Annotated in this window: 23 protein-coding genes and 1 pseudogene; 17 read left to right on the top strand and 7 right to left on the bottom strand. The window is 35.1% G+C overall.

Annotation, left to right across the window (positions count from 1 at the left end; translation table 11 throughout):
- Positions 1-22 precede the first annotated feature (22 nt).
- Positions 23-1,306, top strand: a complete 1,284-nt coding sequence (locus MKY69_RS06730; RefSeq protein ID WP_340791207.1) for an alpha-amylase family glycosyl hydrolase — start codon at positions 23-25, stop codon at positions 1,304-1,306.
- 162 nt (positions 1,307-1,468) lie between these two features.
- Here the strand turns inward: MKY69_RS06730 and MKY69_RS06725 are convergent, their stop codons facing one another.
- The 3 genes from MKY69_RS06725 to MKY69_RS06715 form a co-directional block, all read right to left on the bottom strand.
- Complete coding sequence (locus MKY69_RS06725) at positions 1,469-2,305, bottom strand: sugar ABC transporter permease (RefSeq protein ID WP_003106005.1); 837 nt, start codon at positions 2,303-2,305, stop codon at positions 1,469-1,471.
- Positions 2,305-3,666 (bottom strand): carbohydrate ABC transporter permease, encoded by a 1,362-nt coding sequence (locus MKY69_RS06720; protein WP_003107168.1) that lies wholly within the window; start codon positions 3,664-3,666, stop codon positions 2,305-2,307. Before MKY69_RS06720 ends, MKY69_RS06725 begins: the two co-directional genes overlap by 1 nt.
- Before the next feature lie 110 nt (positions 3,667-3,776).
- Positions 3,777-5,033, bottom strand: a complete 1,257-nt coding sequence (locus MKY69_RS06715) for an extracellular solute-binding protein (RefSeq protein WP_003107166.1) — start codon at positions 5,031-5,033, stop codon at positions 3,777-3,779.
- 221 nt (positions 5,034-5,254) lie between these two features.
- Between MKY69_RS06715 and MKY69_RS06710 the strand changes: the two genes are divergently transcribed.
- The 3 genes from MKY69_RS06710 to glgP all read left to right on the top strand — a co-directional run bounded on the left by MKY69_RS06710 (position 5,255) and on the right by glgP (position 10,159).
- Positions 5,255-6,274, top strand: a complete 1,020-nt coding sequence (locus MKY69_RS06710) for a LacI family DNA-binding transcriptional regulator (RefSeq protein WP_003104360.1) — start codon at positions 5,255-5,257, stop codon at positions 6,272-6,274.
- A 93-nt stretch (positions 6,275-6,367) separates the two neighbouring features.
- Complete coding sequence (gene malQ / locus MKY69_RS06705) at positions 6,368-7,876, top strand: 4-alpha-glucanotransferase (RefSeq protein WP_103345001.1); 1,509 nt, start codon at positions 6,368-6,370, stop codon at positions 7,874-7,876.
- Positions 7,877-7,891: 15 nt separating this feature from the next.
- Positions 7,892-10,159: a glycogen/starch/alpha-glucan family phosphorylase gene (glgP, locus tag MKY69_RS06700; protein WP_340791206.1), complete on the top strand. Its 2,268-nt coding sequence runs from the start codon at positions 7,892-7,894 to the stop codon at positions 10,157-10,159.
- 42 nt (positions 10,160-10,201) lie between these two features.
- On the opposite strand, the gene MKY69_RS06695 is transcribed toward glgP, so the two are convergent.
- Positions 10,202-11,458, bottom strand: coding sequence for an ISL3 family transposase (locus MKY69_RS06695; RefSeq protein WP_017768237.1), 1,257 nt, complete (start codon positions 11,456-11,458; stop codon positions 10,202-10,204).
- A gap of 197 nt (positions 11,459-11,655) precedes the next feature.
- On the opposite strand from MKY69_RS06695, the pseudogene MKY69_RS06690 reads away from it, so the two are divergent.
- Positions 11,656-11,919: pseudogene (locus tag MKY69_RS06690) on the top strand (hypothetical protein); the annotation flags it as partial.
- Between the two features lie 40 nt (positions 11,920-11,959).
- Here MKY69_RS06690 and MKY69_RS06685 read toward each other — a convergent pair.
- A complete protein-coding gene (locus MKY69_RS06685) occupies positions 11,960-12,265 on the bottom strand; it encodes a hypothetical protein (protein ID WP_003105071.1) in 306 nt (101 codons plus the stop codon).
- A gap of 40 nt (positions 12,266-12,305) precedes the next feature.
- Positions 12,306-13,412, bottom strand: coding sequence for an alanine dehydrogenase (ald, locus tag MKY69_RS06680; protein WP_003107160.1), 1,107 nt, complete (start codon positions 13,410-13,412; stop codon positions 12,306-12,308).
- A 173-nt stretch (positions 13,413-13,585) separates the two neighbouring features.
- Here ald and trhO point away from each other — a divergent pair, with 173 nt between their 5' ends.
- The 3 genes from trhO (at position 13,586) to MKY69_RS06665 (ending at position 16,386) form a co-directional block, all read left to right on the top strand.
- Positions 13,586-14,572, top strand: a complete 987-nt coding sequence (trhO, locus tag MKY69_RS06675; protein ID WP_003107158.1) for an oxygen-dependent tRNA uridine(34) hydroxylase TrhO — start codon at positions 13,586-13,588, stop codon at positions 14,570-14,572.
- Between the two features lie 81 nt (positions 14,573-14,653).
- Positions 14,654-15,457, top strand: coding sequence for a cation transporter (locus tag MKY69_RS06670; RefSeq protein ID WP_003107157.1), 804 nt, complete (start codon positions 14,654-14,656; stop codon positions 15,455-15,457).
- A gap of 20 nt (positions 15,458-15,477) precedes the next feature.
- Positions 15,478-16,386 carry a TDT family transporter gene (locus MKY69_RS06665; RefSeq protein WP_340791204.1) on the top strand — a complete coding sequence of 303 codons (909 nt, stop codon included), beginning with the start codon at positions 15,478-15,480 and terminating at the stop codon, positions 16,384-16,386.
- 38 nt (positions 16,387-16,424) lie between these two features.
- Here the strand turns inward: MKY69_RS06665 and MKY69_RS06660 are convergent, their stop codons facing one another.
- Positions 16,425-16,601: a DUF3042 family protein gene (locus MKY69_RS06660; RefSeq protein WP_003103674.1), complete on the bottom strand. Its 177-nt coding sequence runs from the start codon at positions 16,599-16,601 to the stop codon at positions 16,425-16,427.
- A 133-nt stretch (positions 16,602-16,734) separates the two neighbouring features.
- Between MKY69_RS06660 and miaA the strand changes: the two genes are divergently transcribed.
- From miaA to nth, 9 genes are all read left to right on the top strand, one after another.
- Complete coding sequence (miaA, locus tag MKY69_RS06655) at positions 16,735-17,625, top strand: tRNA (adenosine(37)-N6)-dimethylallyltransferase MiaA (protein WP_003103573.1); 891 nt, start codon at positions 16,735-16,737, stop codon at positions 17,623-17,625.
- 87 nt (positions 17,626-17,712) lie between these two features.
- Entirely contained in the window at positions 17,713-18,951 is a 1,239-nt protein-coding gene (gene hflX / locus MKY69_RS06650; protein WP_096633746.1) for a GTPase HflX, read from the top strand.
- A complete protein-coding gene (locus MKY69_RS06645) occupies positions 18,944-19,588 on the top strand; it encodes a hypothetical protein (protein WP_003105761.1) in 645 nt (214 codons plus the stop codon). Before hflX ends, MKY69_RS06645 begins: the two co-directional genes overlap by 8 nt.
- A gap of 14 nt (positions 19,589-19,602) precedes the next feature.
- Positions 19,603-20,532, top strand: a complete 930-nt coding sequence (rnz, locus tag MKY69_RS06640; protein ID WP_003107154.1) for a ribonuclease Z — start codon at positions 19,603-19,605, stop codon at positions 20,530-20,532.
- Positions 20,532-21,296: an SDR family NAD(P)-dependent oxidoreductase gene (locus MKY69_RS06635; RefSeq protein ID WP_340791203.1), complete on the top strand. Its 765-nt coding sequence runs from the start codon at positions 20,532-20,534 to the stop codon at positions 21,294-21,296. The genes rnz and MKY69_RS06635 overlap by 1 nt, the downstream gene beginning before the upstream one ends.
- Positions 21,293-23,500, top strand: a complete 2,208-nt coding sequence (recJ, locus tag MKY69_RS06630; protein WP_340791201.1) for a single-stranded-DNA-specific exonuclease RecJ — start codon at positions 21,293-21,295, stop codon at positions 23,498-23,500. The genes MKY69_RS06635 and recJ overlap by 4 nt, the downstream gene beginning before the upstream one ends.
- Positions 23,501-23,634: 134 nt before the next feature.
- Positions 23,635-24,153, top strand: coding sequence for an adenine phosphoribosyltransferase (locus MKY69_RS06625; RefSeq protein WP_003107150.1), 519 nt, complete (start codon positions 23,635-23,637; stop codon positions 24,151-24,153).
- A gap of 64 nt (positions 24,154-24,217) precedes the next feature.
- The gene (locus MKY69_RS06620; protein WP_003103839.1) at positions 24,218-24,898 is read left to right on the top strand and encodes a DnaD domain-containing protein; all 681 of its coding nucleotides are present in this window, start codon (positions 24,218-24,220) and stop codon (positions 24,896-24,898) included.
- Positions 24,895-25,542 carry an endonuclease III gene (gene nth / locus MKY69_RS06615; RefSeq protein WP_076752121.1) on the top strand — a complete coding sequence of 216 codons (648 nt, stop codon included), beginning with the start codon at positions 24,895-24,897 and terminating at the stop codon, positions 25,540-25,542. The genes MKY69_RS06620 and nth overlap by 4 nt, the downstream gene beginning before the upstream one ends.
- The last annotated feature ends 125 nt before the right edge of the window (positions 25,543-25,667 follow it).

Below are 25,667 nucleotides of genomic sequence, written 5' to 3'. Positions count from 1 at the left end.
ATTAATATTATAGGAGGACAAGATGGCAATTCAAACGAATAAGGAATTGAGAAACAAACTCATTTATTGTGTTTACACACGTTATTTCTCAGATGAAGGAACTTTTGCAGCTGTTGAAAAAGAGTTGGATCGTATAAAAAATTTAGGGACAGATATTATTTGGTTCTTACCAATTTATCCAATTGGAAAAGTTAATCGAAAAGGTATAGCAGGGTCACCTTATGCAATTAGTGATTACCGTGCTATCAACCCTGAGTTCGGAACTATGGCTGACTTTGAACATCTAGTATCTGAAATCCATAATCGAGGAATGAAAGTGATGATCGATATTGTCTTTAATCATACCTCTCCAGATTCCCTATTAGTCCAAGATCATCCTGAATGGTTTTATCATAAAGAGGATGGAAGCTTTGGAAACAGAGTTGGAGATTGGACAGACATTATTGATTTAGATTATGCTAATAAAGACTTGTGGAATTATCAGATTGCTATGTTAACGATGTGGGCTGAAAAAGGAGTTGATGGTTTCCGTTGTGACGTTGCTCCATTAGTGCCAATGGCATTTTGGAATCAAGCTCGGCAAGCTGTAAGTGAAATCAATCCAGATCACATTTGGTTATCAGAATCAATTGATTTTGGCTTCCTAAGAGAATTAAGAAACCGTAATTTGATTGCACATAGTGATTCTGAAGTTTACCAAGCATTTGATATTACCTACGATTATGACATGAGAGGATTCTTTGATAACTATCTCCAAGGAAAAATTCCATTAACTCGATATGCAGAAGCACTTAGCCAACAAGACTTAATCTTCCCAGCAAATTACATTAAGCTTCGTAATCTTGAAAATCATGATACTAAACGGATTGCCTCATTAGTTACAAATCATGAACAATTAAGACAATGGACTGCATTTGAATTCTTCCAAAAAGGCACATCACTTATCTATAATGGACAAGAAGTTTGTGACGCTGTAGAACCTAGTCTATTTGAAACAGGAACAGTTGCTTGGGATGGTCAATATAACATTTCTGACTATATAACAAAATTAGCATCCTTAAAAAAAGGTCTCTCACTTGATGCAAATTATGAAATACAAGCATCTGATGAGACTGATTCAGTTGTGATTGCCTACTTTTCAGACAAAGTTGAAACTGTGGGAGTTTTCTCATTCAAAGGCAGAACAGGTGAAACTGATCTACCTTTGGAAGATGGCAATTATATCAATCAACTGACAGATGAAACAGTAGTTGTTACTGATGGGAAAGTTGATTTAAGTCAGACCCCAATTTGGATTAGTCTTTAGGCTAGTCTCATTTTTGAGAATGGCTGCGCTAAGACCAAAATAGGATTAAATAAGAAGACAGGCGTTACCAGTCTGTTTTTTTGTTAATCTGAGCCATCCATTCCAAATGAAAAAGAAAAAAGCTATCCGAGGATAGCCTTTTTTTGATATAGCATGTCAGAATTATTTTACTGACCCACCAGTGATTCCTTCTACATAATATTTTTGCATGAACATAAATAAGAGGGTGATTGGAATTGCGATGATAACGGAACCAGCAGCGAAGGCAGTGAACCATTCGTAAATATTGATTTTCGTAATCATTGTAAATAAACCGATAGCTACAGTGTACTTGCTGGTCATGTCACCTAGAATAACTTGAGCAAAGATGAAGTCCATCCATGGCACCATGAAGGCCATCAGTGCGGTATAAACAATAATTGGTTTTGAGAGTGGCAGAGTAATTTTGAAGAAAATATCTGCGCGTGTCGCACCATCAATCATCGCTGATTCGTCTAGTGAATAAGGAACAGTGTCGAAGAATCCTTTAGCAATATAGAATCCTAAAGCTGCACCGGAAGAGTATACTAGCACAAGTGCTAATAAAGTTTGGTCAAGGTTCAAAGCTTTTAAGATGTAATAAACAGCAATCATTGACATAAAACCAGGGAACATGTTTAAGACAAGAGCAATTTTTAGGAAAGAATTGCGGTGCTTGAACTTAATCCGACTAAGTGAATAGGCCATCGCCACTGTAATAAATGTTGAAATGATGCAGGTAGCAGTCGCAACACCTAAAGTGTTTAGGAACCACCGTCCGAATGGGAATGAGTCATTGGTAAATAATCGCGTATAGTTTTCAAATGTCCAGTGTCTAGGGATGAAATAATCAACATAAACACCACCTTCAGCACGGAAACTAGTTAGTACAACCCAAACGATTGGGAAGAGCCAGATGATAGCAAGAACAGTTAGAAGGATATAGACAAAAGTTAAATTAAGGTTATTTTTCTTTTTCATTATTTAACAACTCCTTCTTTGTATGATGCAGTTCTTGTATAGGCTAATAAACTAAAGACAGCTGAGATAACAAAGATTAAGATACCAATTACGGAAGCTAAGTTGTAATCTGCTGCGGAAACAGTTAATTTATATAACCAGGTTACCAAGAGGTCTGTTGAACCGGCTTGATAGTAGTTTGAGTTAACTGGATTTCCACCAGTTAAAAGATAAATAACGTTGAAGTTGTTGATATTACCAATAAATTGTTGGATCAATGTTGGTGTCATAATCAATAGGATTTGAGGGAAAGTAATTGATTTGAAGACTTGGAATTTACTTGCGCCATCAATCTCAGCAGCTTCAATTTGTTCTTGTGGTAAGTTCATGATGATACCAGAAGAAACAAGCATTGTTACTGGGATACCTACCCACATATTGACAATGATTATAGAGAATTTTGCCCAAAGTGGGTCTGTTAAGAATGGAAGGCCTGATTTGATAAGCCCCCAATTCATTAATAGTGCATTGATTGGACCTTGGTCATTTAGGAGGTTTCTCATAATTAATAAAGAGATAAACTGAGGAACGGCCATTGTAATGACAAATAATGTACGCCATACTTTTTTATATTTAAGACCTTTAGTATTAATTAAAAGGGCTAAAATAATTCCAAAGAAGAAAGTAGTTACTGTAGCAAACACGGCCCAGATTAAAGTCCAAGACAATACTGGGAAGAAGGTATCTGCCATCCGTCCATTAAGGACATTCCCAAAGTTTGCTAGACCAACCCAATCAAATAGTGATTTTGGTGGCATATGTTTATGATCATAGCTGGTAAAAGCTAAACTAACCATATAAAGTAGTGGAAGTACTGTGAATAATAGAACACCAAGCATAGGAATGGCCATTAGGGTCATATGGAAACGCTCATGTGTCAAAGTCATAAAGTCTTCTTTGAAGCTTGGGATTTTTTGATTTTCTTTTTTAAGAAGATAAATTTTACGAGTACTCTTTAGGCTAGTCCAATAGATGAAAACAAAAAGTAAACAAAAAATTATTGCAGCTAAACCGAAAATGAGGATAAGCATAGAGTTATCACCATTGACAACGACTTGCATCTTAATGCCATCAATAACTTTTGTTTGTACCCCTTGAGTTTTTGTTCCAAGTGTAATAATTTTTTTCAGAGCAGGTATAATTTGTGTAAAAAAGCTAATGAGGAATAATATCTCAGTAACAAGAAATAATAATCCTTTGATGATTTGCCGGTTTAGTAAATTAGCTAGTCCCATAATTAAGAATGATAATTTAATTACTAGATTGCCTTTTGAAAAAACCTCTTTCATTGAAACTGATTCATAAGGTTGTTTATTTATCATAGTGTATCCTTTATTTATATCACTATCTCTCTCTTGATATTCCTTTATTGAAAAGATAAAAGAAATACGAGGTCAGGTTTCACCTAACCTCGCACAATTAAAAGATAAATTTATTTAGCTTTCGCAATATCTTTATCAAATTGTTGTAATCTCTTGAGGTAGCTTGATTCTTTAAGTTTACCATTGTAAGTATCACTTAAGATAGCAGCAGACTCAGGCCAGAATACTGACATTTGTGAAAGTTTTGGCATAACTACTGTATAGTCTGACGAAGAACCCATTTTAATAATAGCTTGAGCAAGTTCATTAGATTTTACATAGTCAGCGTTTTGAACTTCTTTATTTGAAGGAATCACACGACGATCTTCAGCTTTGAAAGAAGATTCTTGTGTCTTAGCATTTGTCATGTAAGCTGCAAGTTTGTAGCTAGCTGCGATACGTTTAGTATTTCCACCAGCAGGTGCTTGGTTAACTGCATAAAGTTTTACACCTAAGAATGCTTTTTGTTGAACGTCTTTACCACCAATGTTGATTGTTGGGTAAGTTGCAATACCAACATTTTTTTCTCCGATTGCTTCTTTAACAGCATCGTAGTTCCAAGGGCCTAACTCAACAGCATCAAATTTACCTTTACCAAATTCTGAGATAATTGAACCTGCATCAGCTTGAACAAAGTTTGGATTTGATTTTTGGGCTGAAATCCATTTAAGAGCATTAACACCAGCATCAGAACCCCAGTTCGTACCTTTAACATCTTCACCTTCAGGACCAAATAAATGAGCTCCAGCAGTCATGAAGATAGGTGCAGTATAGTATGCGTCCATTTCTTTAAAGCTACCACCGAATTTACCTTTTGAAGTAATAGTTTCATAAGATTTAACATCTTCAGCACTTAATTTAGATTTGTTGTAGTAAAGAACTAATGATTCGATACCATATGGGAATGCATAAGTTTTATCTTTATATTGAGCACCAGCAATTGCTTGGTCAGTTTGAGTAGATTTGACCTCTTTTGTATATTTTTCTGGAAGTTCTTGGATGATTCCTGATTCAACTAATTGTCCTAATTGGTCATGTGGAAGTGAAAGAACATCAGCACCCTTACTTGGGTCTTTTTTTAATGTTTCTTGAGTTTTTGAATCATCAGTTTCGATGATTTTAACTTTTACACCAGGATTTTCTTTCTCGAAGGCTTTAATAGTGCCAACGTAAGATTTTTTAGCGTTAGATCCAACCCACAATTTAACGGTAGTTTTTTTACCTGCAGCTTGAACAGTATCCTGAGAAGTACTTGTTAAAGCAAGTCCAGTTGTTAACCCTAATACTGCAGAACTAACAAGTAGCTTCTTCAAAGTAGATTTTTTCATTTTTTCTCCTCCTAGAGATGAATATTAGTTACACTCTTATTATGCAACCGTTTGCAAGAAATGTCAATAGCTTTTTTAAAATTAATAACATTTATTTGTCTGTTATGATATTTATATACTCTATTTTACTTTATATTGCAATTTACTCATAAAATTGTATAATGGAAAAAAATAGTATTAAACGAAAATAATCACGAAAAATAAATCGAAAGGAGTAATAAATGGTTACGATAAAAGATGTGGCTTTTAAGGCAGGAGTTAACCCCTCAACAGTAAGCAGAGTTTTGAAAGATAATCATTCTATTTCTCAAAAAACAAAGGATAAAGTTAGAAAGGCAATGAATGATTTAGGATATGTGCCAAATGTAGCTGCGCAAATGCTTGCCAGTGGATTGACTCAGAATATTGGTTTAGTATTTCCACCAATTACCTTTAAAGATCGGCTCAGTGAACCATTTTTTATGCAAATTCTATCGACAATTACAAATGAAGCGAAGGCTAATCACTTTACTGTCTCTATTGCAACAGGTATGACTGTTACTGATTTGGAGGAGCAGGTTAAATTGATGCATCTTCAAAAAAGAGTAGATGGCTTTATTATCCTTTATTCAGAACAAGAAGACCCAGTTAGACGATATTTAATGTCAAATAACATACCATTTGTTATTGTAGGAGCACCAGAAGGGTTTGAAAATAAGATTACTTATATTGATAATGATAATCAATTAATGGCCAAGTCAGCAGTTAATTATCTTTATGAAAAAGGACATAAAAAGATTCTATTTATAACTGATGATTTACTTTCGGAAGTAGCTTCAGAGCGGTATATGGGGTATCTAAAAGGTTGTATGAAATTAGGTTTGGATAATAAGACGATGTTATTATTTGATCGTAAAAATCCAGTGCTTGTTGAGAATTTGATGGAAACAATAAAAGAATTTCAGGCAACAGCACTAATTGTGATAGGTGAAATCCTTTCTGTCCGTGTAACTCAGCTCTTATCATACTATGATTTAAAAGTACCAGATGATATTTCAATTATCACATTCAATAATTCAACCTATGCAACGTTAGTCCATCCTTATCTAACTACTTTTGATATCAATGTAGAAAATTTAGGTATTGTTAGTTTTAAACAATTAATGGAAATAATCAGTTCCAAACAATCAACCCTCAGTCAAAAAATATTTGTACCATTTACACTGAAAGAAAGAGAAAGTGTACGAAATATTTCAAAATAAAAACAGCATTTACAAAGAATGTTGTTTTTTTATTGACTTACGCAAACGGTTGCGCTATAATTTCCTTATAGTTATATATAGTGAGGAGGAATTATGAGCAAGCGAGCAAGTGGCATTTTAATGCATATCAGTTCATTACCAGGGAAATTTGGTATTGGAACATTTGGGAAATCAGCTTTCAACTTTGTTGATTTCTTAAGAGATACAAAACAATCATATTGGCAAATTCTACCATTATCAATGACAAGTTTTGGTGATTCACCTTATCAATCATTTTCTGCAGTAGCAGGAAACACACACTTTATTGATTTTGATAATTTAACAAAAGCTGGTTACCTTAGTGAAGATGACTACAAGGACGTAAATTTTGGTGATAACCCAGAATCAGTTGATTATGCTATAATCTTTAATACACGTCGTCCAATCCTCGAAACTGCTGTGAGAAACTTTATGGCTAGTAAGGATGGTCAAAGACAACTGTCAACATTCGAGGAATCAGCACAATGGGTTAGGGATTTTGCTGAATTTATGGCTATTAAAGAGTACTTTGGTAATAAAGCGTTACAAGAATGGGATGATAAATCAATCATCAAACGTGAGGAAAGTGCTCTTGAATTCTACCGTGATAAATTAGAAGAAGCGATTACTTATCATAAAGTTTGTCAATTTTTCTTTTATCAACAGTGGTTAGAATTAAAATTATATGCTAATGCCAACGGTATTGAAATTATTGGTGACATGCCGATTTATGTTTCAGCTGATAGTGTGGAAGTTTGGACTATGCCTGAACTATTTAAAGTTGATGCTGATAAAAAACCAATTTATATTGCTGGCGTACCTGCTGATGGTTTTAGCGAAGATGGTCAACTTTGGGGTAATCCTATCTATAATTGGTTAGAACATGAAAAAACTAATTTTTCATGGTGGGTTTATCGTATTAAAGAAAGCATTAAACTCTATGACAAAGTTCGTATCGACCACTTTAAAGGTTTTTCTGATTTCTGGGAAATTCCTGGAGGTGACACTACAGCAAGAAATGGCCACTGGGAATCTGCTCCTGGTCTAGCTTTATTTGAAACTGTTCGTGATGAACTAGGAGATCTACCAATCATTGCCGAAAACCTAGGTTATATCGACGAAAGAGCGGAAAAACTCTTGAAAGCTACTGGCTTTCCAGGAATGAAAATTCTTCAATTTGGTTTATTTGATCATATCAGCCAAAGCTTTGATTTACCTCATAATTATGATACTAATTGTATTGTCTATACAGGTACTCATGATAATGAAGTAGTTAATGGTTGGTATGAAAATATGACTGTGAAACAAGCACGTTTCGCAGAAGCTTATATTAGTCGTGCAGCAGATGAAACTATTACAGAAGCAATGTTAAGAACTATTTTTGCATCTGTTGGAGATACAGCAATCTTATGTATGCAAGATTTGCTTGACAAAGAAGCTGACAGCCGAATGAACATTCCAAATACACTTGGAGGAAACTGGCAATGGCGTATGTTAGAAGAAGATTTAACTGAAGCTCATAAAGAATATCTTATCCATTTAACTGACCTTTATGGAAGAGCAAATGCTAATAAAGAAAAATAATTGAAAGAGGAATACATGAACACTTTTACAACTTATACGGAATCTAATCTAGGGAAGTCACTTGCGGAAGCAAGTAATAAAGAACTTTATATTTCACTTTTAAATTTCGTTAAAGAAGAAGCAAGTGGAAAATCAAAGAATACTGCTAAACGCAAAGTTTACTATATATCTGCAGAATTTTTAATTGGTAAATTATTATCAAATAACCTTATTAATCTTGGAATTTATCAAGAGGTCAAGGAAGAACTTTCTTCTGTTGGTAAGTCTATAGCTGAAATTGAAGATGAAGAGCTTGAACCTTCTTTAGGTAATGGTGGTTTAGGTCGCCTAGCATCATGTTTTATTGATTCAATGTCAAGTCTTGGGATTAACGGCGAAGGTGTTGGTTTAAATTATCACTGTGGACTTTTTAAACAAGTTTTCAATCATAATGAACAAGAAGCAGAACCAAACTTTTGGATTGAAAAAGATTCATGGTTAGTTCCAACTGAGATTTCATATGATGTACCATTTAAAAATTTCACTTTGAAATCACGTCTGGATCGAATTGATGTCCTTGGATATAAACGCGATACAAAGAATTATCTGAATTTATTTGATATTGATGGTATTGATTATGGATTAATCAAGGATGGTATTTCATTTGATAAAACTGAAATTGCAAAAAACTTAACACTATTCCTTTATCCAGATGATTCGGACAAAAATGGCGAGTTATTACGTATTTACCAACAATACTTTATGGTCTCAAATGCGGCTCAGTTATTAATTGATGAAGCCATCCAACGTGGTTCAAATCTTCTTGATTTGCCTGAATATGCTTATGTACAAATCAATGATACTCATCCTTCAATGGTCATTCCTGAGTTAATCCGCTTATTAACTGAAAAGTATGACATGACATTTGAAGTTGCAGTGTCAATTGTGAAACAAATGGTTGGATATACAAACCATACAATCTTAGCAGAAGCCTTAGAAAAATGGCCTTTGGAATACTTAAATGAAGTAGTTCCTCACTTGGTAACAATCATTGAGAAATTAAATGATTTAATTGCATCAGAAAATAATGATTCTTCTGTTCAGATTATTGACCAAGAAGGTCGTGTACATATGGCTCATATGGATATTCACTTTGCAACAAGCGTTAATGGCGTGGCTGCATTGCATACAGAAATTCTTAAAAACAGTGAATTGAAAGCTTTCTATCAATTATACCCAGAGAAATTTAACAATAAAACAAATGGTATTACTTTCCGTCGCTGGTTAGAATTTGCTAACCAGGATTTGGCGGCTTATATCAAAGATTTAATTGGAGATGACTATCTCACTGATGCAAGTAAACTTGAAAAATTATTAGCTTTTGCTGATGATAAAGAAGTTCATGCAAAATTAGCAGAGATAAAATTTAATAATAAATTAGCCTTGAAACGTTATTTGAAGGAAAATAAAGGTATTGAATTAGATGAAAACTCTATTATCGATACACAGATTAAACGTTTCCATGAATACAAACGTCAACAAATGAATGCTCTTTATGTCATTCATAAATATTTGGAAATCAAAAAGGGCAACCTACCTAAACGCAAAATTACTGTTATTTTTGGTGGTAAAGCAGCCCCAGCTTATGTTATTGCACAAGATATAATTCATTTAATTCTTTGTCTTTCAGAATTGATTAATAATGACCCAGAAGTTAGTCCTTTCTTAAATGTTCATCTAGTTGAAAACTATAATGTTACTGTGGCAGAGCATCTTATTCCTGCAACTGATATTTCAGAACAGATTTCATTAGCCTCTAAAGAAGCTTCTGGAACAGGTAATATGAAATTTATGTTAAATGGAGCATTAACACTTGGTACAATGGATGGTGCTAATGTTGAAATTGCGGAATTAGCTGGTATGGATAATATTTATACTTTTGGTAAAGATTCTGATACTATTATCAATCTTTATGCTGATGGTGGATATGTTCCAAAATCTTACTACGATGCTCATCCTCAAATCAAAGATGCGGTTAACTTTATTATTAGCCCTGAAATGATGCAACTTGGTAATGGCGAACGCTTGGCTCGCTTATATAAAGAACTTGTTGTTAAAGATTGGTTTATGACATTAATTGACTTAGTTGAATATATTGAAGTTAAAGAAAAAATGATTAACGATTATGAAGATCAGGACCTATGGATGACTAAAGTTGTGAACAATATTGGTAAAGCTGGATTTTTCTCATCAGACAGAACAATTGAACAATATAACCAAGAAATTTGGCATTCAGAAAATTAAAAAATATAGGCTCTTTGTCAACTGTAGTGGGTAGATGAAAAGCTAACACCTAGAGAGGACGAACTTCGTCCTCTCTTTCTTTATGTTCAATGCAATCAAAATCCGTTTTTTAAAGTTTTCAAAGTTCCTGAAACCAAAGGCATTTCTCTTAATGACTTTGATGAGATTATTGGTAGCTTCCAGTTTGGCGTTGGAATAAGGCAATTCCATGGCGTTTACAACCTTGTCTTTATCCTTTAAAAATGTCTTCAATACCGTCTGGAAAATAGGATTAACGATGGCTATTTCCTGTTCGATGAGGTCAAAGAAATGGTCTGAGTTCTTCTCTTGGAAATGAAATAAGAGAAGCTGATAGAGTACATAGTGTTGTCGTAGTTCCTCGGAGAAAGACAGGAGTTTTTCTAGGATTTCCTTGTTAGTCAAATGCATTCGAAACATAGGACGATAAAATCGTTTATCGCTGAGTTTACGGCTATCTTGTTGTATCAATTTCCAGTAACGTTTCAAGGCTCGGTATTCCTGCGATTTTCTGTCGAATTGATTCATAATTTGAATACGGACACGGTTCATAGCACGACTAAGGTGTTGCACGATATGAAAGCGATCGAGTACAATTTTTGCATTCGGAAAAAGTTGTTTAGCAAGTTGATAATAGGGACTAAACATATCCATGGTAATCACTTTGACCCGATTTCTAACCTTTCTAGGATAGCGAAGAAAGTGGTTTCGGATGGTTGCTTGAGTTCTTCCGTCGAGAATGGCGATGACATTTAGGGAGTCGAAATCTTGAGCGATGAAGCTCATTTTCCCCTTCTTGAAGGCATACTCGTCCCAACTCATCACCTCAGGTAGGGTATTCCAATCCGTTTCAAACTTGAACTCATTGAGCTTTCTCATAACTGACGATGTTGAAATTGATAGCCTGTGTGCAATATGTTTCATTGCTTGATTTTCGATGAGTAATTGTGCGATTTTCTGGTTAACAGCGACAGAGATTTGGTGGTTCTTCTTGACAAGAGGAGTTTCAGCGACCGCCATTTTTCCGCAATCTTTACACTTGAAACGACGCTTTCTAAGGCGGATAAGTAAAGGGTAGCCAGCAGTTTCTAAGTAGGGGATTTTAGAAGTTTTCTGGTAGTCGTACTTAGCCATTTGTCCCTTGCATTTTGGGCATTTAGGGGCTGTGTAGTCCAAGTGACCGTGGAGTTCTAAGTGAGTTCCCATATCATATTCATCAGTGATAGTGATATTTTTGTCTTTAATTCTGAGAAAATTTGTGATAAGATTTAGTTGTTCCATATGAGTCTTTCTAAAATGATAGTTTGAGCACTTTTCATTATAGGTCATATGGGACTTTTTGTATATACTCAAAAAGGCTCCATAATCTCTACAGTGGATTTACCCACTACAGAAATTATAGAGCCAAAATATAAAGGTTGGAAATTTTCCAACCTTTATTTATTTGTTTGATATAATATTATTGTGAGGTATCGAATATGAGAGACAATCATTTACACACTTATTTTTCTTACGATTCAACTGCAGCTTTCGAAGATTATTTAAAAGTATCTGATGGTGAAATTATAACAACTGAACATTTTGACATGTCGAATCCTGAAACTAGTAGAGATGATGTTCCAGATTATGACAATTATTCAAGAACAATTGATGATTTGAACCAGAAATATGACAATCGACTAAAAAAAGGGATTGAAATTGGTTACTACCACCCCCGTGAAGCTGAAATTATAAATTTTTTATAAGAAAAGCAACTAAGAGAAATCTTAGTTGCTTTTTTGATTAATGAATTAACAATTTGCGAATGATAATATCCTGATCAGCATAATTATTTTGTAATGTAGTAATTATGTCATCATATAATTTTGCAATCTCTTGACGTTTTCCTGGATATTCATGACCTATATAATGAAATTGGCATTCAATTGTGAGAAATAATTCATGGAATAATGTATTGATACGGTCTAATTTATCCAATAAGTCTTGATCATTTTTAATAAAATCTGGAATTTCATTGTCTTGATCTAATTGTGCATCCTCAACGGTTAATGGATAAGTACCATATTCTAAACATAATTCGTAAGTCATTTTTTCTCCTTTAGTAATAGTAAAACATATTTTCTTAATTTTAAATATTATTTGGCTCTTGGTATGTTAAATCAAGTGATTTAGCGACAGCTTTATTTGTTATAGTGCCTTTATAGACATTCAATGCTGAACGTAAGGGTTGACTTTCATTAATTGCCTTATTGAAACCTTTGTTTGCCAGCTCTAAAATATATTTTAATGTTGCATTTGTTAAGGCAATAGTAGACGTTCTTGCAACTGCTCCCGGCATATTTGCTACGGCATAATGAACGACGCCATCAATGATATAAGTTGGTTCATCATGGGTAGTGGTTCGATCAGCAGTTTCAATAATACCACCTTGGTCCACAGCCACATCAATAACAACGGATCCTTCCCGCATAGTTGAAATCATTTCTTTAGTGACAAGTTTTGGAGCACGTGCACCAGGAATTAAGACAGCACCAATAACTAAATCAGCATCCCGAACACTATTAGCAATATTCAAGCTATTGGACATAAGGGTTTGTACTTTACCAGAGAACATGGCATCCAACTCAGCTAAACGTTTAGGATTGATATCTAGAATAGTTACCCGTGCTCCTAAGCCAACTGCCATCTGAGCGGCATTAACACCTACGTTACCGCCTCCCACAATGACAACATGGCCTTTACTTACACCTGGAACACCACCAAGTAAGATTCCTGATCCACCTTCAATTTTAGTTAAATAATGAGCACCAATTTGAGTCGCCATACGTCCAGCAACTTCACTCATTGGATTGAGAAGAGGGAGTGTATTATTGTCGACTAGTGTTTCATATCCTAAAGCTATTATATTACTATCCATAATGGCTTTAGTTAACTCAGGTGCTGGAGCCAAATGTAAATAAGTAAAGAGGATTAATCCTGGTCTAAAGTATTTGTATTCAGATGGTAGTGGCTCTTTAACCTTCAATACCATATCTGCTTGCCAAGTCTCCTCAGGACTGGATTTAATAATTGCACCTTGTTCTTGATATTCTTGGTCTGAAAAACCTGAAGCAAGTCCAGCCTGAGTTTCAATCCAAACTTCATGATTGTTCTCAGTTAGAGTAAGCACGCCGGAAGGTGTAATAGCTACACGATTCTCGTTGTTTTTAATTTCCTTTGGTATCCCAATAATCATATAAAACCCCTTTCTTTTCTAATATTATTTTTTCACATTTCTCAATTTAAGTCAAAAAGTAAACATAAGTATGCTAATTTTATTATGTGAAAAATAGTTCAAGCTAATACTTTGCTAGCTCTTACTCTTTTTAGCTATAATAGAACCAAAGTTTTTTTATTATAGGAGATATTATGTCTAAAAAAATTAGAGTTTTACTCTATTACAAATATGTTGCCATTGAAGATGCTGAGGCTTATGCAGCTAAACACCTTGAATTTTGTAAATCAATCGGTCTTAAAGGTCGCATTTTGATTGCTGATGAAGGAATTAATGGTACTGTTTCAGGTGATTTTGAAACAACTCAAAAATATATGGATTGGGTTCATTCAGATGAACGCTTTGCCGATTTATGGTTTAAAGAAGATACAGAAGATGCGCAAGCCTTTAAGAAAATGTTTGTTCGTTACAAAAAAGAAATTGTCCATCTAGGCTTAGAAGACGAAGATTTTGATAGCGATATTAATCCTTTGGAAACTACAGGTGAATACTTGTCACCAAGTCAATTCAAAGAGGCTTTGCTAGATGACGAAACTGTGGTTTTAGATACGCGTAATGACTATGAGTATGACTTAGGTCACTTCCGCGGAGCAATTCGTCCAGATATCCGTAATTTCCGTGATTTACCCCAATGGGTTCGCGATAACAAAGAGAAGTTCATGGAAAAACGCGTGGTTGTCTATTGTACAGGCGGTGTACGCTGTGAGAAATTCTCTGGTTGGATGGTCCGTGAAGGATTTAAAGATGTTGGCCAACTACATGGTGGAATTGCTACTTATAGTAAAGATCCTGAGGTTCAAGGGGAATTGTGGGACGGTGCCATGTATGTCTTTGATGAACGAATTGCAGTGCCAATCAATCATGTCAATCCTACTGTGGTCGCTAAAGATTACTTTGATGGACAACCCTGTGAACGCTACGTGAATTGTGCTAATCCATTTTGTAATAAGCAAATTTTTGCCAGTGAAGAAAATGAAGCCAAATATGTACGTGGCTGTTCAGCTGAATGCCGCGCACATGAAAAAAATCGCTATGTTGCTGAAAATGGACTTAGCCGTGAAGAATGGGCTAGTCGATTAGAAGCAATTGGTGAAACATTACCAGCTTTAGAAACAGTTTGAAAAAATTCGGGAAACCGAATTTTTTTTATTTTGCTATGGTATAATAGAGAATATTTTGTCTTGTAAGAACGAGGAGTATGAATGACCTACACAAAAACAATTTTTCAGATTAATAAAATGGATTGTCCCAGTGAAGAGCAACTGGTTAGAATGGCACTGTCTGATTTTTCAGGAATTACAGATATCTCGGTTGATTTTGAAGAAAGACAGGCAAAAGTTATCCATCAGGAAAATCCTGACCAGCTCCTGCAAGCTATTGACAAACTAAGCCTAGAATCACAGATTATTAGTAGTGAGATAGTAGAAGGTCCTATAAATTCGAAAACAAACCAAATTGTTCAACGATTTATCTTAGGGCAAGTTTTGATTATCAATTTGTCATTTTTTGTGATTGAAGAACTCGCAGGCTATTTTTTTCATTCTTTAGGACTTTCAGCTGATGGTTTAGACATGTTAGCTGACAGTTTAGTTTATTTTATGGCTTTGATGGCAGTTGCCCAATCAGTATCTCGGAAGAAATTAGTTTCTGCCATTGCTGGTTATTTACAGTTGGTCTTAGCTTTGATTGGTTTTGGTCAAGTCATTTTTAGAGTCATTAATCACCAATATCTGCCAAATGGGATTGGAATGATGACCGTCGCTTTCATGGCCTTAGCTGCCAATATCGTCTCCCTTTATCTAATTTCTAAAGCTGATCAAAAGGAAGTTCATATGAAGGCGACACAAATTTTTACATCCAATGATATCTTAATTAATGTAGGCTTGATAGTCAGCAGTTTCTTAGTTAGCTGGACCAAATCGCCTATTCCTGATTTGTTAATTGGCTGCTTGATTTTTATCTTCGTCTTAAAAGGTTCATTAAAAATTATTGCACTTTCAAAATAAAGTAGAAAAAGAGTTTAACAATGCATCAACAAAATCGTCCATCTTTAGTTATGTCTGGTTTAGTTTTAGGAACAATGGCAGTAGGCAATCTGTTATCCAATTATCTTCCAATCATAAAATTACCTTTTACAGCCCTTGCTTTATTCTTATATTTTCTCTTAATAAAGGGGATCATTACCAATAAAGAGCAAGCTCTAAAGGAAATCCAATCTCCTTTGGTTTCCTCAGTATTTCCGACCTTTTTTATGGTTGGTATGCTCTTTTCATCATTAGCCATTCAATTAGGTTTGAAAGTGATTGGACTGCCATTTTGGTGGTTGTTTGTTATTGGTAATTTGGTTTTAATCACTTATTACTGCCTCAACTTTGTCATCAAATTTTCTTGGGAGAATGTCTATCCTTCTTGGACAGTCTTATTTGTTGGGATAGCAATGTCGACTTTTACAGCACCAGCAAGCCAGGCTTTTCTATTCGGGAAAATTGTCTTTTGGATTTGTTTGGTCATTACCTTCTTGCTATTTCCCATCCTCTATATAAAAACCTATAAAATTGGCTTGCCAGAAGCAGTTAAACCTAACATTTCAACCATATGTGCACCACTTAGCCTTTTGTTGGCAGGTTATCTATCAAGTTTTCAAACGCCACAAGAAGCTATGGTTATCTTCTTATTGGTAACCTCACAGGCCATGTATTTCTTTGTTCTTGTGCAATTGCCAAGACTCTTACGTCGTCCCTTTAATCCAGGTTTTTCGGCCTTCACCTTCCCCTATGTCATTAGTGCTACATCTCTTCGTATGGCCAGTATTTTTTTACATTGGGGAAAGATGCTCAGTATCTTAATTAGTGCTGAAATTGTGATTGCGACCCTATTAGTTTCTTATGTCTTGGTGACCTACTTAGCTTATTTATACAAAAAAGAAGTCGACTAAAAGTCGGCTTCTTTTCTTAATATGCTTTTTTGTTAGAATTAACGAGCTACACGACGACGAGCAGCTTTTTTACGATTTTCTTCAACAAAAGCTTCTTTTTCTTCTTCAGGTTCGATAATTGTTTTCTTAACAGCAAATACAGCGCTAGCAACAGTTAAAGCAGTTGCAACTACACCAGTTGCTAGACCTTTAGCAAATTGATAATTTTTAGACATAGCGATTCTCCATTTCTATAAACAGATAACTATTTCGTTCCTGTTCTTATGTTATAATATATGGTAACGGAAAACACAAGAAATATCAAGGAAAAGACGTTTCTTTGACTATAATTTTAAAAGAAAGAACGACATGAAAAAGAAGAATAAAATAATTGTTGTTTTAGGTCCAACAGCTGTTGGAAAGACAGCATTAGGAATTAAATTAGCACAAAAATACAATGGCGAAATTATTTCTGGAGACAGCCAACAAGTCTATCGACAACTAGATATAGGAACTGCTAAAGCTAGTCCAGAAGAAATGGCAGCTGTTCCACATCATTTGACTGATATCAAAGATGTCACCGAGACTTATTCAGCCTTTGATTTTGTATCTGATGCAAAACAAGCAATTGTGACTATTCAGGACAAGAAAAAATTACCAATCATTGTTGGTGGAACTGGCTTGTATATACAAAGCTTAATTGAAGGTTACCATTTAGGTGGACAAGTTAATCAAACCGATCTATTAAACTACAGAGCGGAATTAGACCTCTTAACTGACGAAGAACTTTATCAGCTACTTGCAGAAAAGGAAATTATTATTGATCAGTTAAATCGTCGCAGAGCGATTCGGGCCTTAGAATTAGAAAAGTTTGCTGGTGAGATGGAAAACCAAGACTTTCCCTATGACGTTCTCTTGGTGGGATTAGATGATGACCGCTCTATTATTTATGATCGGATTAATCACCGAGTTGATCAAATGGTCGAACTTGGTCTATTAGAAGAAGCAAAATGGTTATTTGATAATCATCCAGAAGTTCAAGCGTGTCGAGGGATAGGCTATAAAGAACTTTTTCCTTATTTTCGAGGGGAGATGTCGTTAGAGGATAGCTTGGTAAAATTAAAACAAAATACAAGACGATTTGCTAAACGTCAATTAACCTGGTTTAGGAATCGGATGCAGGTCACTTTTTTCCATATTAGTGATCATGATTATCCCAATAATGTTTTTAAATTTGTTGAACAATTTCTAGAAAAATAATGGATTTTTACAAGGCTGAGCTTCGAGATTTATATCAGAATTATGGTATAATAAAGCTTACGGAATTTGGAGGCTAAGCTTATGGCAATGACAGAAACAAAAGTAGAAAAAGAACGGGTTATCCTTCTAGGGGTAGCTTTACAAACCAGTGAAAACTTTGACATGTCGATGAAAGAGCTAGCCAGTTTAGCCGAAACGGCTGGTGCCGAAGTTGTTAATACTTATACTCAGAATAGAGAAAAGTATGATAGTAAGACTTTTATTGGCTCGGGTAAATTGGCCGAGCTGAAAGAGATTGTTGAAGCAGAAGACATCGACACAGTTATTGTGAATAACCGTTTAACTGCACGTCAGAATTCTAATTTAGAAGCTGAACTAGAGGTTAAAGTAATTGACAGAATGCAATTAATCCTGGACATCTTTGCCATGCGCGCAAGAAGTCATGAAGGGAAATTGCAAGTTCATTTAGCTCAACTCAAATATATGTTGCCACGTTTGGTGGGACAAGGAATTATGCTAAGTCGCCAAGCCGGTGGTATTGGCAGTCGAGGACCTGGTGAAAGTCAATTAGAATTGAATCGTAGGTCAATCCGTAATCAAATTACAGATATTGAGAAGCAACTAGCAGTTGTTGAGAAAAATCGTCAAACCATTAGAGATAAACGGATTGGTTCAGAAACCTTTAAAATTGGCTTGATTGGTTATACCAATGCTGGTAAATCAACAATTATGAATGTTTTGACCGATGATGGCCAATATGAGGCAAATGAACTTTTTGCAACCTTGGATGCCACAACAAAACAAATTTACTTACAAAATCAATTTCAAGTTACTTTAACAGACACAGTTGGCTTTATTCAAGATCTTCCAACAGAATTGGTTGCTGCTTTCAAATCAACATTAGAGGAAAGTCGACATGTCGACTTGCTCCTACATGTTATAGATGCTAGTGACCCTGATCATACTGAGCATGAGAAGGTCGTCTTAGATATCTTGAAAGATTTGGATATGTTATCTATTCCTAGATTGGCCATTTATAATAAGATGGACATTGCGGATGGATTGACTGCGACAGCTTTTCCCAATGTTCGCTTATCAGCGCGTGACAAAGGTAGTCGCCAAATGTTAAGAAATTTGATCATCGATCAAATCAGAGATAGTTTTGAACCATTTTCAATAAAAGTTCATCAAGACAAGGCTTACAAACTGTATGCATTGAATAAAGTAGCTCTTTTAGATAATTACACTTTTGATCAAGAAGTTGAGGACATTTCGGGCTTTATTGCCAGCAAAAATAAATGGAGATTAGACGATTTATATGACTGATTATATTTCATTAGCACTTATGTATGGCGGTTTTACGACTCTAGACAAACCTTATTTAGAAAATGTATTAGAACATTTACCAGCAACTGAAAAATTAGCTTTTATTACCCCCCCACCGAGTGTTATTAATGCTTATTTTGCTGAAATTTATCAGAAACAATCACCACAAGAGGCTACTGATTATTACTTTCAAATGTCACAGGCATTAGATTTGATGACTGAACAACCTAGTTTTGATGAACGAAAACCATTTATTCGTTTAAATCTCTCAGGCAAATCATTCGGCTATGCTTATATCACGTCTGAAAATGAAGAATCATTGATATTTGGTGAGACTGAATACCCATTGAATACGGACTTATTATTTGAAATTGCCCAAATTTTCCCCCATTATCAAGTATTTGTGATGGCTAATCAGATTCATATGGCCAAATTAAACTGGGGTGATAAGGAAATTGAAGATATCACACCAGCTGGCGTAATGCTCAGTAAAGTTTTCAAACTTTCAAAGCAAGTGATTAGTATTAGTGGTTATAATCAAGAAGAAGTACTATCTCTTGCTGAACATTATCAGGGACAATACTATTATCAATATAAAGAGCGTGAATTTAAGCTTTTTATTCATTTAGACAAATAGAAAGAATAGACCGAATGGAATTACAATTTTTAGGAACAGGAGCAGGCCAACCGGCCAAGCAACGCAATGTTTCTAGTTTAGTTTTAAAGTTATTAGATGAAATCAATCAAATATGGATGTTTGATTGTGGTGAAGGAACACAAAGACAAATTTTAGAAACGACAATTAAACCCCGCAAAATAGAAAAAATATTTATTACTCACTTACATGGAGATCACATTTTCGGTTTACCTGGTTTTTTATCAAGCCGAGCATTTCAAGCAAGTGATGAACAAACAGATATTGATATTTATGGACCGGTTGGCATCAAAAACTATGTTCAAACATCTTTAAAATTGTCAGGATCACGCCTACCATATCAAATCAATTTTCATGAGTTTGATGAATCATCACTCGGCAAAATTTTGGAAACAGATAAATTTATTGTCTATGCTGAGAAGTTAGCTCATACTATCTTTTGTATGGGGTATCGGGTCGTTCAAAAAGATTTAGAAGGGACATTAGATGCAGAAAGATTAAAAGCAGCTGGCGTCAATTTTGGACCTCTATTTGGTAAAATAAAAAGTGGCCAAGATATTGTTTTAGAAGATGGCCGAACTATTTATGCAAAAGACTATATTTCGGCACCAAAACCAGGAAAGATAATTACCATTATTGGTGATACTCGGAAAACACCAGCTTCAGAAAGACTTGCTAAAAATGCCGATGTTTTAGTTCATGAGTCAACTTATGGCAAAGGTGATGAAAAGATCGCTCGCAATCATGGTCATTCAACCAACATGCAGGCTGCGCAAGTTGCCAAAAATGCCGGTGTTGAAAAATTACTCTTAAACCATGTCTCGGCTCGCTTTTTAAGTAGAGATTGCCGACAAATGGAAAAAGATGCGGCAAGTATTTTTGAGAATGTTAAAATCGTCAAAGATTTAGAGGAAGTTACAATTTAATGACAGGAAGAAAAATAGTAATTACAGGTGCATCAGGTGGCTTAGCAGAAGCGATTATCAAACAATTGCCAACTGACGATTTTTTGATTTTACTTGGCCGTGATAAAGCTAAACTTGAGAAAATGTACCAAAAGAGAAGTAACAAGATGTGTTATGCCTTAAATATTAGTCACCATCAGGAAATTGAAACCATTGTTGAATCCATTACACAAGAATTTGGCCAAATTGATGTCTTAATTAATAATGCCGGCTATGGCGCCTTTAAATTGTACGATCAGTTTAACAGTCAAGAAGTAGAGGATATGTTTAAGGTTAATACCTTTGCTTCCATGCATTTTGCCCGTCTTTTCGGACAAAAAATGGCTGCGCGTGGTAAGGGGCACATTATCAATGTCATCTCAATTGCAGGTCTAGTCTCAACAAGTAAATCGAGTGTTTACTCCGCGACCAAATTTGCCATGATTGGTTTTACAGATGCTCTTCGGTTAGAATTAGCTGACCGTGGTGTCCATGTTACTAGTATTAACCCAGGACCAATCAGAACAAAGTTCTTCGAAGTTGCCGATCCGGATGGAAATTATCTTAAATCTGTAGATCAGATTGCTTTGGAAGCAGACCATGTAGCTAATAAAGTTGTTACTTGTATTGGTACGAATAAACGTGAGATTAATCTGCCTCTCTTATTAGCATTTACAGCAAAATGGTATGCTCTTTTCCCAAGATTTTCAGATTTTCTCGCAAGAAAGGTTTTTAATTTTAAATGATAAGAGCCAAATATGATTGGATTATAAATGAAAAGAAGCCAGATGATGGCTTCTTTAAACTAGCAAAGAAAAAAAGTCTTAGTCAAGATATATGTCGGCTCCTTTATGATAGAGGAATTGATGATGAAAAAAAATTAGACCATTTTCTTCGGGCCGACCTTTCTGACTTAAACGATCCCTATTTATTAAATGATATGGACAAAGCGGTGAACAGAATTCGGACCGCCATTGAAAACTTTGAACAGATTTTGGTTTATGGAGATTATGATGCTGATGGGATGACATCGGCATCCATCATGAAAGAAACACTTGAAATGATGGGAGCTGAGGCTTTAATCTACCTCCCCAACCGTTTTACAGATGGTTATGGTCCAAATGAAAGCGTCTATAAGTATTTCATTGAGCAAAACCAAGTTAGTTTAATTATTACAGTTGATAATGGGGTTGCGGGTCACGAGGCCATTGCTTACGCGCAAGCAGCAGGTGTCGATGTGATTGTCACGGACCATCACTCTCTACCTGATCAATTACCACAAGCTTACGCAGTTATTCACCCAGAACATCCAGAAGCTGACTATCCTTTTAAAAAATTAGCCGGCTGTGGCGTTGCTTTTAAACTGGCCTGCGCCCTGCTAGAAACAGTTCCAACTGAATTTCTGGATTTAGTGGCTATTGGTACTATTGCGGATATGGTTTCCTTAACGGATGAAAATCGCGTTTTAGTAAAGAATGGCTTGAAAGTCCTAAAAAAGAGTGAACGGCAAGGTTTACAAGAATTAATGACTATTTCAGGAGTTGATTTAGACGCTATTGATGAGGATACTGTTGGTTTTAAAATTGCCCCGCAATTAAATGCTCTAGGTCGCTTAGATGATCCTAATCCAGCAATTGAACTCTTGACTGGATTTGATGATGAAGAAGCCCGTGACATTGCCCTCATGATTAATGAAAAAAACGAAGAGCGTAAAAGCTTGGTTCAAACTATTTATAATGAAGCTGTTGAGATGGTTGACTTAAGTAAACCAGTTCAAGTTCTGGCTAAGGCCGGCTGGCATCCTGGTGTACTTGGGATTGTTGCTGGGAGAATTCTTGAAGAAATCAGTCAAACAGTTATCGTCTTGAATATTGAAAATGGGGTTGCTAAAGGCTCTGCTCGCTCAATAGAGGCTATTAATATATTTGATGCCTTAAATCATCAACGAGAATTGATGACTGCTTTTGGTGGTCACAGTGGTGCAGCTGGGATGACCTTACCAGCTGAAAATATTCAAGCTTTATCAGATTCCATAACTGATTACGTTGTCTCTGAAAAGATTGATACAAGTCAAAAAAATAGTTTAAAAATTGATAGTTGGTTAGATCTTGATCACTTGAGTTTGGAATTCTTGAAAGAATTGAATATCTTAGCTCCATTTGGCATGGACAATAAAAAACCTGTTTTTGCTCTCAAAGATTTCACAGTTGTTCAAGCACGGACTATGGGTGCTGATCAAAGTCACTTGAAGCTCCGGATAAAAAATGGTTCAGTTGAAACTGATGTTGTTGCCTTTAATCAAGGACAATATCATTTAGAATATAGTCAACTGGCTGATTTAGAATTGGCCGTGACTTTGACAGTTAATTCTTGGAATGGAAACACCAGTCTTCAGCTTATGTTAGTCGATGCCAGGGCTACCAAAAGTCCGCAATTATTTGATTTCAGGGCTAGAAATATGACTTTGCCGGATGATATTTCAGATATCATGGTGGAAAATGATGGTCAGGAAGTAGCTATTATTGATTTGCCAGAGGATTTGGAGGCTTTGCGCCAGCAATTCCAAAAGAGACATTTTGAAGCTATTTACTTCAAAAATAATATTGATAAGCCTTATTATCTTTCCGGTTCTGGTAGTAAGGATCAGTTTGCAAGATTATATAAAACGATTTACCAATTTCCGGAATTTGATGTTCGTTTTAAATTAAGTCAGTTAAGTGATTACTTGAAAATTGAAAAATATCTTTTAGTTAAAATGATTCAAATTTTTAATGAATTAGGTTTTGTTGCAATTGATAATGGTTTAATGACGGTTAATAAGGATGCATCAAAACGTGACATCGCGGATAGTAAAACTTATCAAGAATTACAAAAACTAGTTAAGTATCAAGAGCTAATGTCACTTGGAACACCGCAAGAAATTTATGATTTTTTGGTTAATGAAGATTAAATAGGCAATGGTTTTCTGAGATTTGAATTGACAAAAAACTCCTGTCTCCTTTAATTTACGAAAGTTCCATTTAATGGTATAATAAAGAGTATTTTATTGTTGGCTAAGACCACTAGAAAGATTTAAAATTAATTATGGAATTAACAAAATTTATTGCATCAATTGAAAACTATCCTAAAGAAGGTATTACCTTCCGTGACATTTCACCTTTAATGGCTGATGGTAAAGCATATAGCTATGCAATTCGTGAGATTGCTCAATATGCGTGTGATAAAGATATTGATATGATTGTCGGACCTGAAGCGCGTGGCTTTATCATCGGTTGCCCTGTGGCAGTTGAACTAGGTATTGGTTTTGCTCCAGTACGTAAACCAGGTAAATTACCACGTGAAGTTGTTTCTTCTGACTATGAAAAAGAATATGGTTTAGATACTTTAACAATGCATTCAGATGCTATTAAACCTGGTCAACGTGTTCTTATCGTAGATGATTTATTAGCGACTGGAGGTACAGTTAAAGCAACTATCGACATGATTCAACAATTAGGTGGAGTAGTTGCAGGTTGTGCATTCCTAATTGAATTAGATGGCTTAAACGGTCGTGACGCTTTAGGCGATATCGACTATAAAGTCTTGATGAATTTCCCAGGTTAATTTACTTAACCATTGAAAAAACTGATAGAAACTATGGCTATTGCTATAGCATAATAGAGGTATTATGAGTTTTTTAGAAAATTATAAGTCAGGTAACTTGGTTCTTCCAAGTGCCTTACTTTTTCATTTTAATGATATTTTTTCAGATACTAATGATTATTTGGTATGGCAGTTCTATTTTCTTCAAAATACGACTAAAATGGATGATTTAGCTCCTAGTCAAATTGCCAATGCTATTGGCAAAACTGTAGCTGAGGTTAACAAATCTATCTCCAATTTAACCAATCAAGAATTGTTAAATATGAAAACAATTAAGATTGCTGATGAGATTGAGATTTTATTCGATGCAAGTCCTGCTTTAGAGAAATTAGATCAATTACTAAGTGTCCAAGAGACTGGTGAACAGACTAAAAACAATCCAAATCAATTCAAATTACTTGTTGATGATTTTGAGAGAGAGTTGGGTCGCTTTTTAAGTCCTTTTGAACTTGAAGATTTAGAAAAATCGGTTAATGAAGATCAGACTGATCCAGCATTAATTAGAGAAGCTTTGAAAGAAGCTGTTTTTAATGGTAAAACCAATTGGAAATACATTCAAGCTATCCTACGTAATTGGCGTAAAGAAGGTATTACTAATTTACATCAAGTTGAAGAGAAGAAAAGAGCCAGAGATGATATAAACGGGTCAAATGTTGTTGTTCCAGAAGATTTTTTATCCGCTATGAACCTTTGGAGTGATCAATGAGAATTGGTAAAGCACGACTAAAACAAGTTCTTGCTATCATTGCGGAGATGTTTCCAGAAGCAAAAGGAGAACTTAATTGGGAGACACCCTTCCAATTACTTGTTGCCGTCATTTTATCTGCACAAACAACAGATAAAGCAGTTAATAAAATAACACCACTTTTGTGGGCTAAATATCCTGAAATTGAAGATTTAGCTTCAGCAAATTTGAGTGATGTTGAAAATTGCCTTCGAACAATTGGCTTGTATAAGAATAAAGCACGAAATATTATTAAAACTGCCCAGGAAATCCTAGATAAGTTTGATGGACAGGTCCCTAAAAGTCACCTTGAGTTAGAAACTCTACCTGGTGTCGGACGAAAAACTGCAAATGTTGTCTTAGGTGAAATCTATGGTATTCCATCAATTGCAGTTGATACCCATGTTGCTCGCGTTTCAAAACGACTAAATATTTCAGCTCCAGATGCTGACGTGACACAGATTGAAAAAGATTTAATGGCTAAGATTCCTAAAAGAGATTGGGTTGTAACCCATCATCGTCTAATTTTTTTTGGACGCTATCATTGTCTAGCTAAAAATCCCAAATGTGAGATTTGTCCCTTGACATCCTATTGTGTCTATTACAAAGAAAACAAAAAAGCTTAAAATTAAGCTTTTTTTATTTTTTACTTATAGATTGAAAAAATATTCTCGAATGGTATAATTAATATAATTCTAATCAGGATAATAACTACATTGGATTTTTTGAAAATTCTAATGTAATATATTGA

It is taken from the genome of Streptococcus sp. FSL R7-0212 (assembly GCF_038007985.1).
Classification (GTDB): domain Bacteria; phylum Bacillota; class Bacilli; order Lactobacillales; family Streptococcaceae; genus Streptococcus; species Streptococcus parauberis.
The sequence above is the reverse complement of the archived record's forward strand: the minus strand, read 5'-3'. Positions and strand labels throughout refer to the sequence as shown.

Coding starts and splice junctions, on each gene's coding strand:
- MKY69_RS06730 (WP_340791207.1), top strand. CDS start 23: ATGGCAATTCAAACGAATAAGGAATTGAGAAACAAACTCATTTATTGT.
- MKY69_RS06725 (WP_003106005.1), bottom strand. CDS start 2,305: ATGAAAAAGAAAAATAACCTTAATTTAACTTTTGTCTATATCCTTCTA.
- MKY69_RS06720 (WP_003107168.1), bottom strand. CDS start 3,666: ATGATAAATAAACAACCTTATGAATCAGTTTCAATGAAAGAGGTTTTT.
- MKY69_RS06715 (WP_003107166.1), bottom strand. CDS start 5,033: ATGAAAAAATCTACTTTGAAGAAGCTACTTGTTAGTTCTGCAGTATTA.
- MKY69_RS06710 (WP_003104360.1), top strand. CDS start 5,255: ATGGTTACGATAAAAGATGTGGCTTTTAAGGCAGGAGTTAACCCCTCA.
- malQ (WP_103345001.1), top strand. CDS start 6,368: ATGAGCAAGCGAGCAAGTGGCATTTTAATGCATATCAGTTCATTACCA.
- glgP (WP_340791206.1), top strand. CDS start 7,892: ATGAACACTTTTACAACTTATACGGAATCTAATCTAGGGAAGTCACTT.
- MKY69_RS06695 (WP_017768237.1), bottom strand. CDS start 11,458: ATGGAACAACTAAATCTTATCACAAATTTTCTCAGAATTAAAGACAAA.
- MKY69_RS06685 (WP_003105071.1), bottom strand. CDS start 12,265: ATGACTTACGAATTATGTTTAGAATATGGTACTTATCCATTAACCGTT.
- ald (WP_003107160.1), bottom strand. CDS start 13,412: ATGATTATTGGGATACCAAAGGAAATTAAAAACAACGAGAATCGTGTA.
- trhO (WP_003107158.1), top strand. CDS start 13,586: ATGTCTAAAAAAATTAGAGTTTTACTCTATTACAAATATGTTGCCATT.
- MKY69_RS06670 (WP_003107157.1), top strand. CDS start 14,654: ATGACCTACACAAAAACAATTTTTCAGATTAATAAAATGGATTGTCCC.
- MKY69_RS06665 (WP_340791204.1), top strand. CDS start 15,478: ATGCATCAACAAAATCGTCCATCTTTAGTTATGTCTGGTTTAGTTTTA.
- MKY69_RS06660 (WP_003103674.1), bottom strand. CDS start 16,601: ATGTCTAAAAATTATCAATTTGCTAAAGGTCTAGCAACTGGTGTAGTT.
- miaA (WP_003103573.1), top strand. CDS start 16,735: ATGAAAAAGAAGAATAAAATAATTGTTGTTTTAGGTCCAACAGCTGTT.
- hflX (WP_096633746.1), top strand. CDS start 17,713: ATGACAGAAACAAAAGTAGAAAAAGAACGGGTTATCCTTCTAGGGGTA.
- MKY69_RS06645 (WP_003105761.1), top strand. CDS start 18,944: ATGACTGATTATATTTCATTAGCACTTATGTATGGCGGTTTTACGACT.
- rnz (WP_003107154.1), top strand. CDS start 19,603: ATGGAATTACAATTTTTAGGAACAGGAGCAGGCCAACCGGCCAAGCAA.
- MKY69_RS06635 (WP_340791203.1), top strand. CDS start 20,532: ATGACAGGAAGAAAAATAGTAATTACAGGTGCATCAGGTGGCTTAGCA.
- recJ (WP_340791201.1), top strand. CDS start 21,293: ATGATAAGAGCCAAATATGATTGGATTATAAATGAAAAGAAGCCAGAT.
- MKY69_RS06625 (WP_003107150.1), top strand. CDS start 23,635: ATGGAATTAACAAAATTTATTGCATCAATTGAAAACTATCCTAAAGAA.
- MKY69_RS06620 (WP_003103839.1), top strand. CDS start 24,218: ATGAGTTTTTTAGAAAATTATAAGTCAGGTAACTTGGTTCTTCCAAGT.
- nth (WP_076752121.1), top strand. CDS start 24,895: ATGAGAATTGGTAAAGCACGACTAAAACAAGTTCTTGCTATCATTGCG.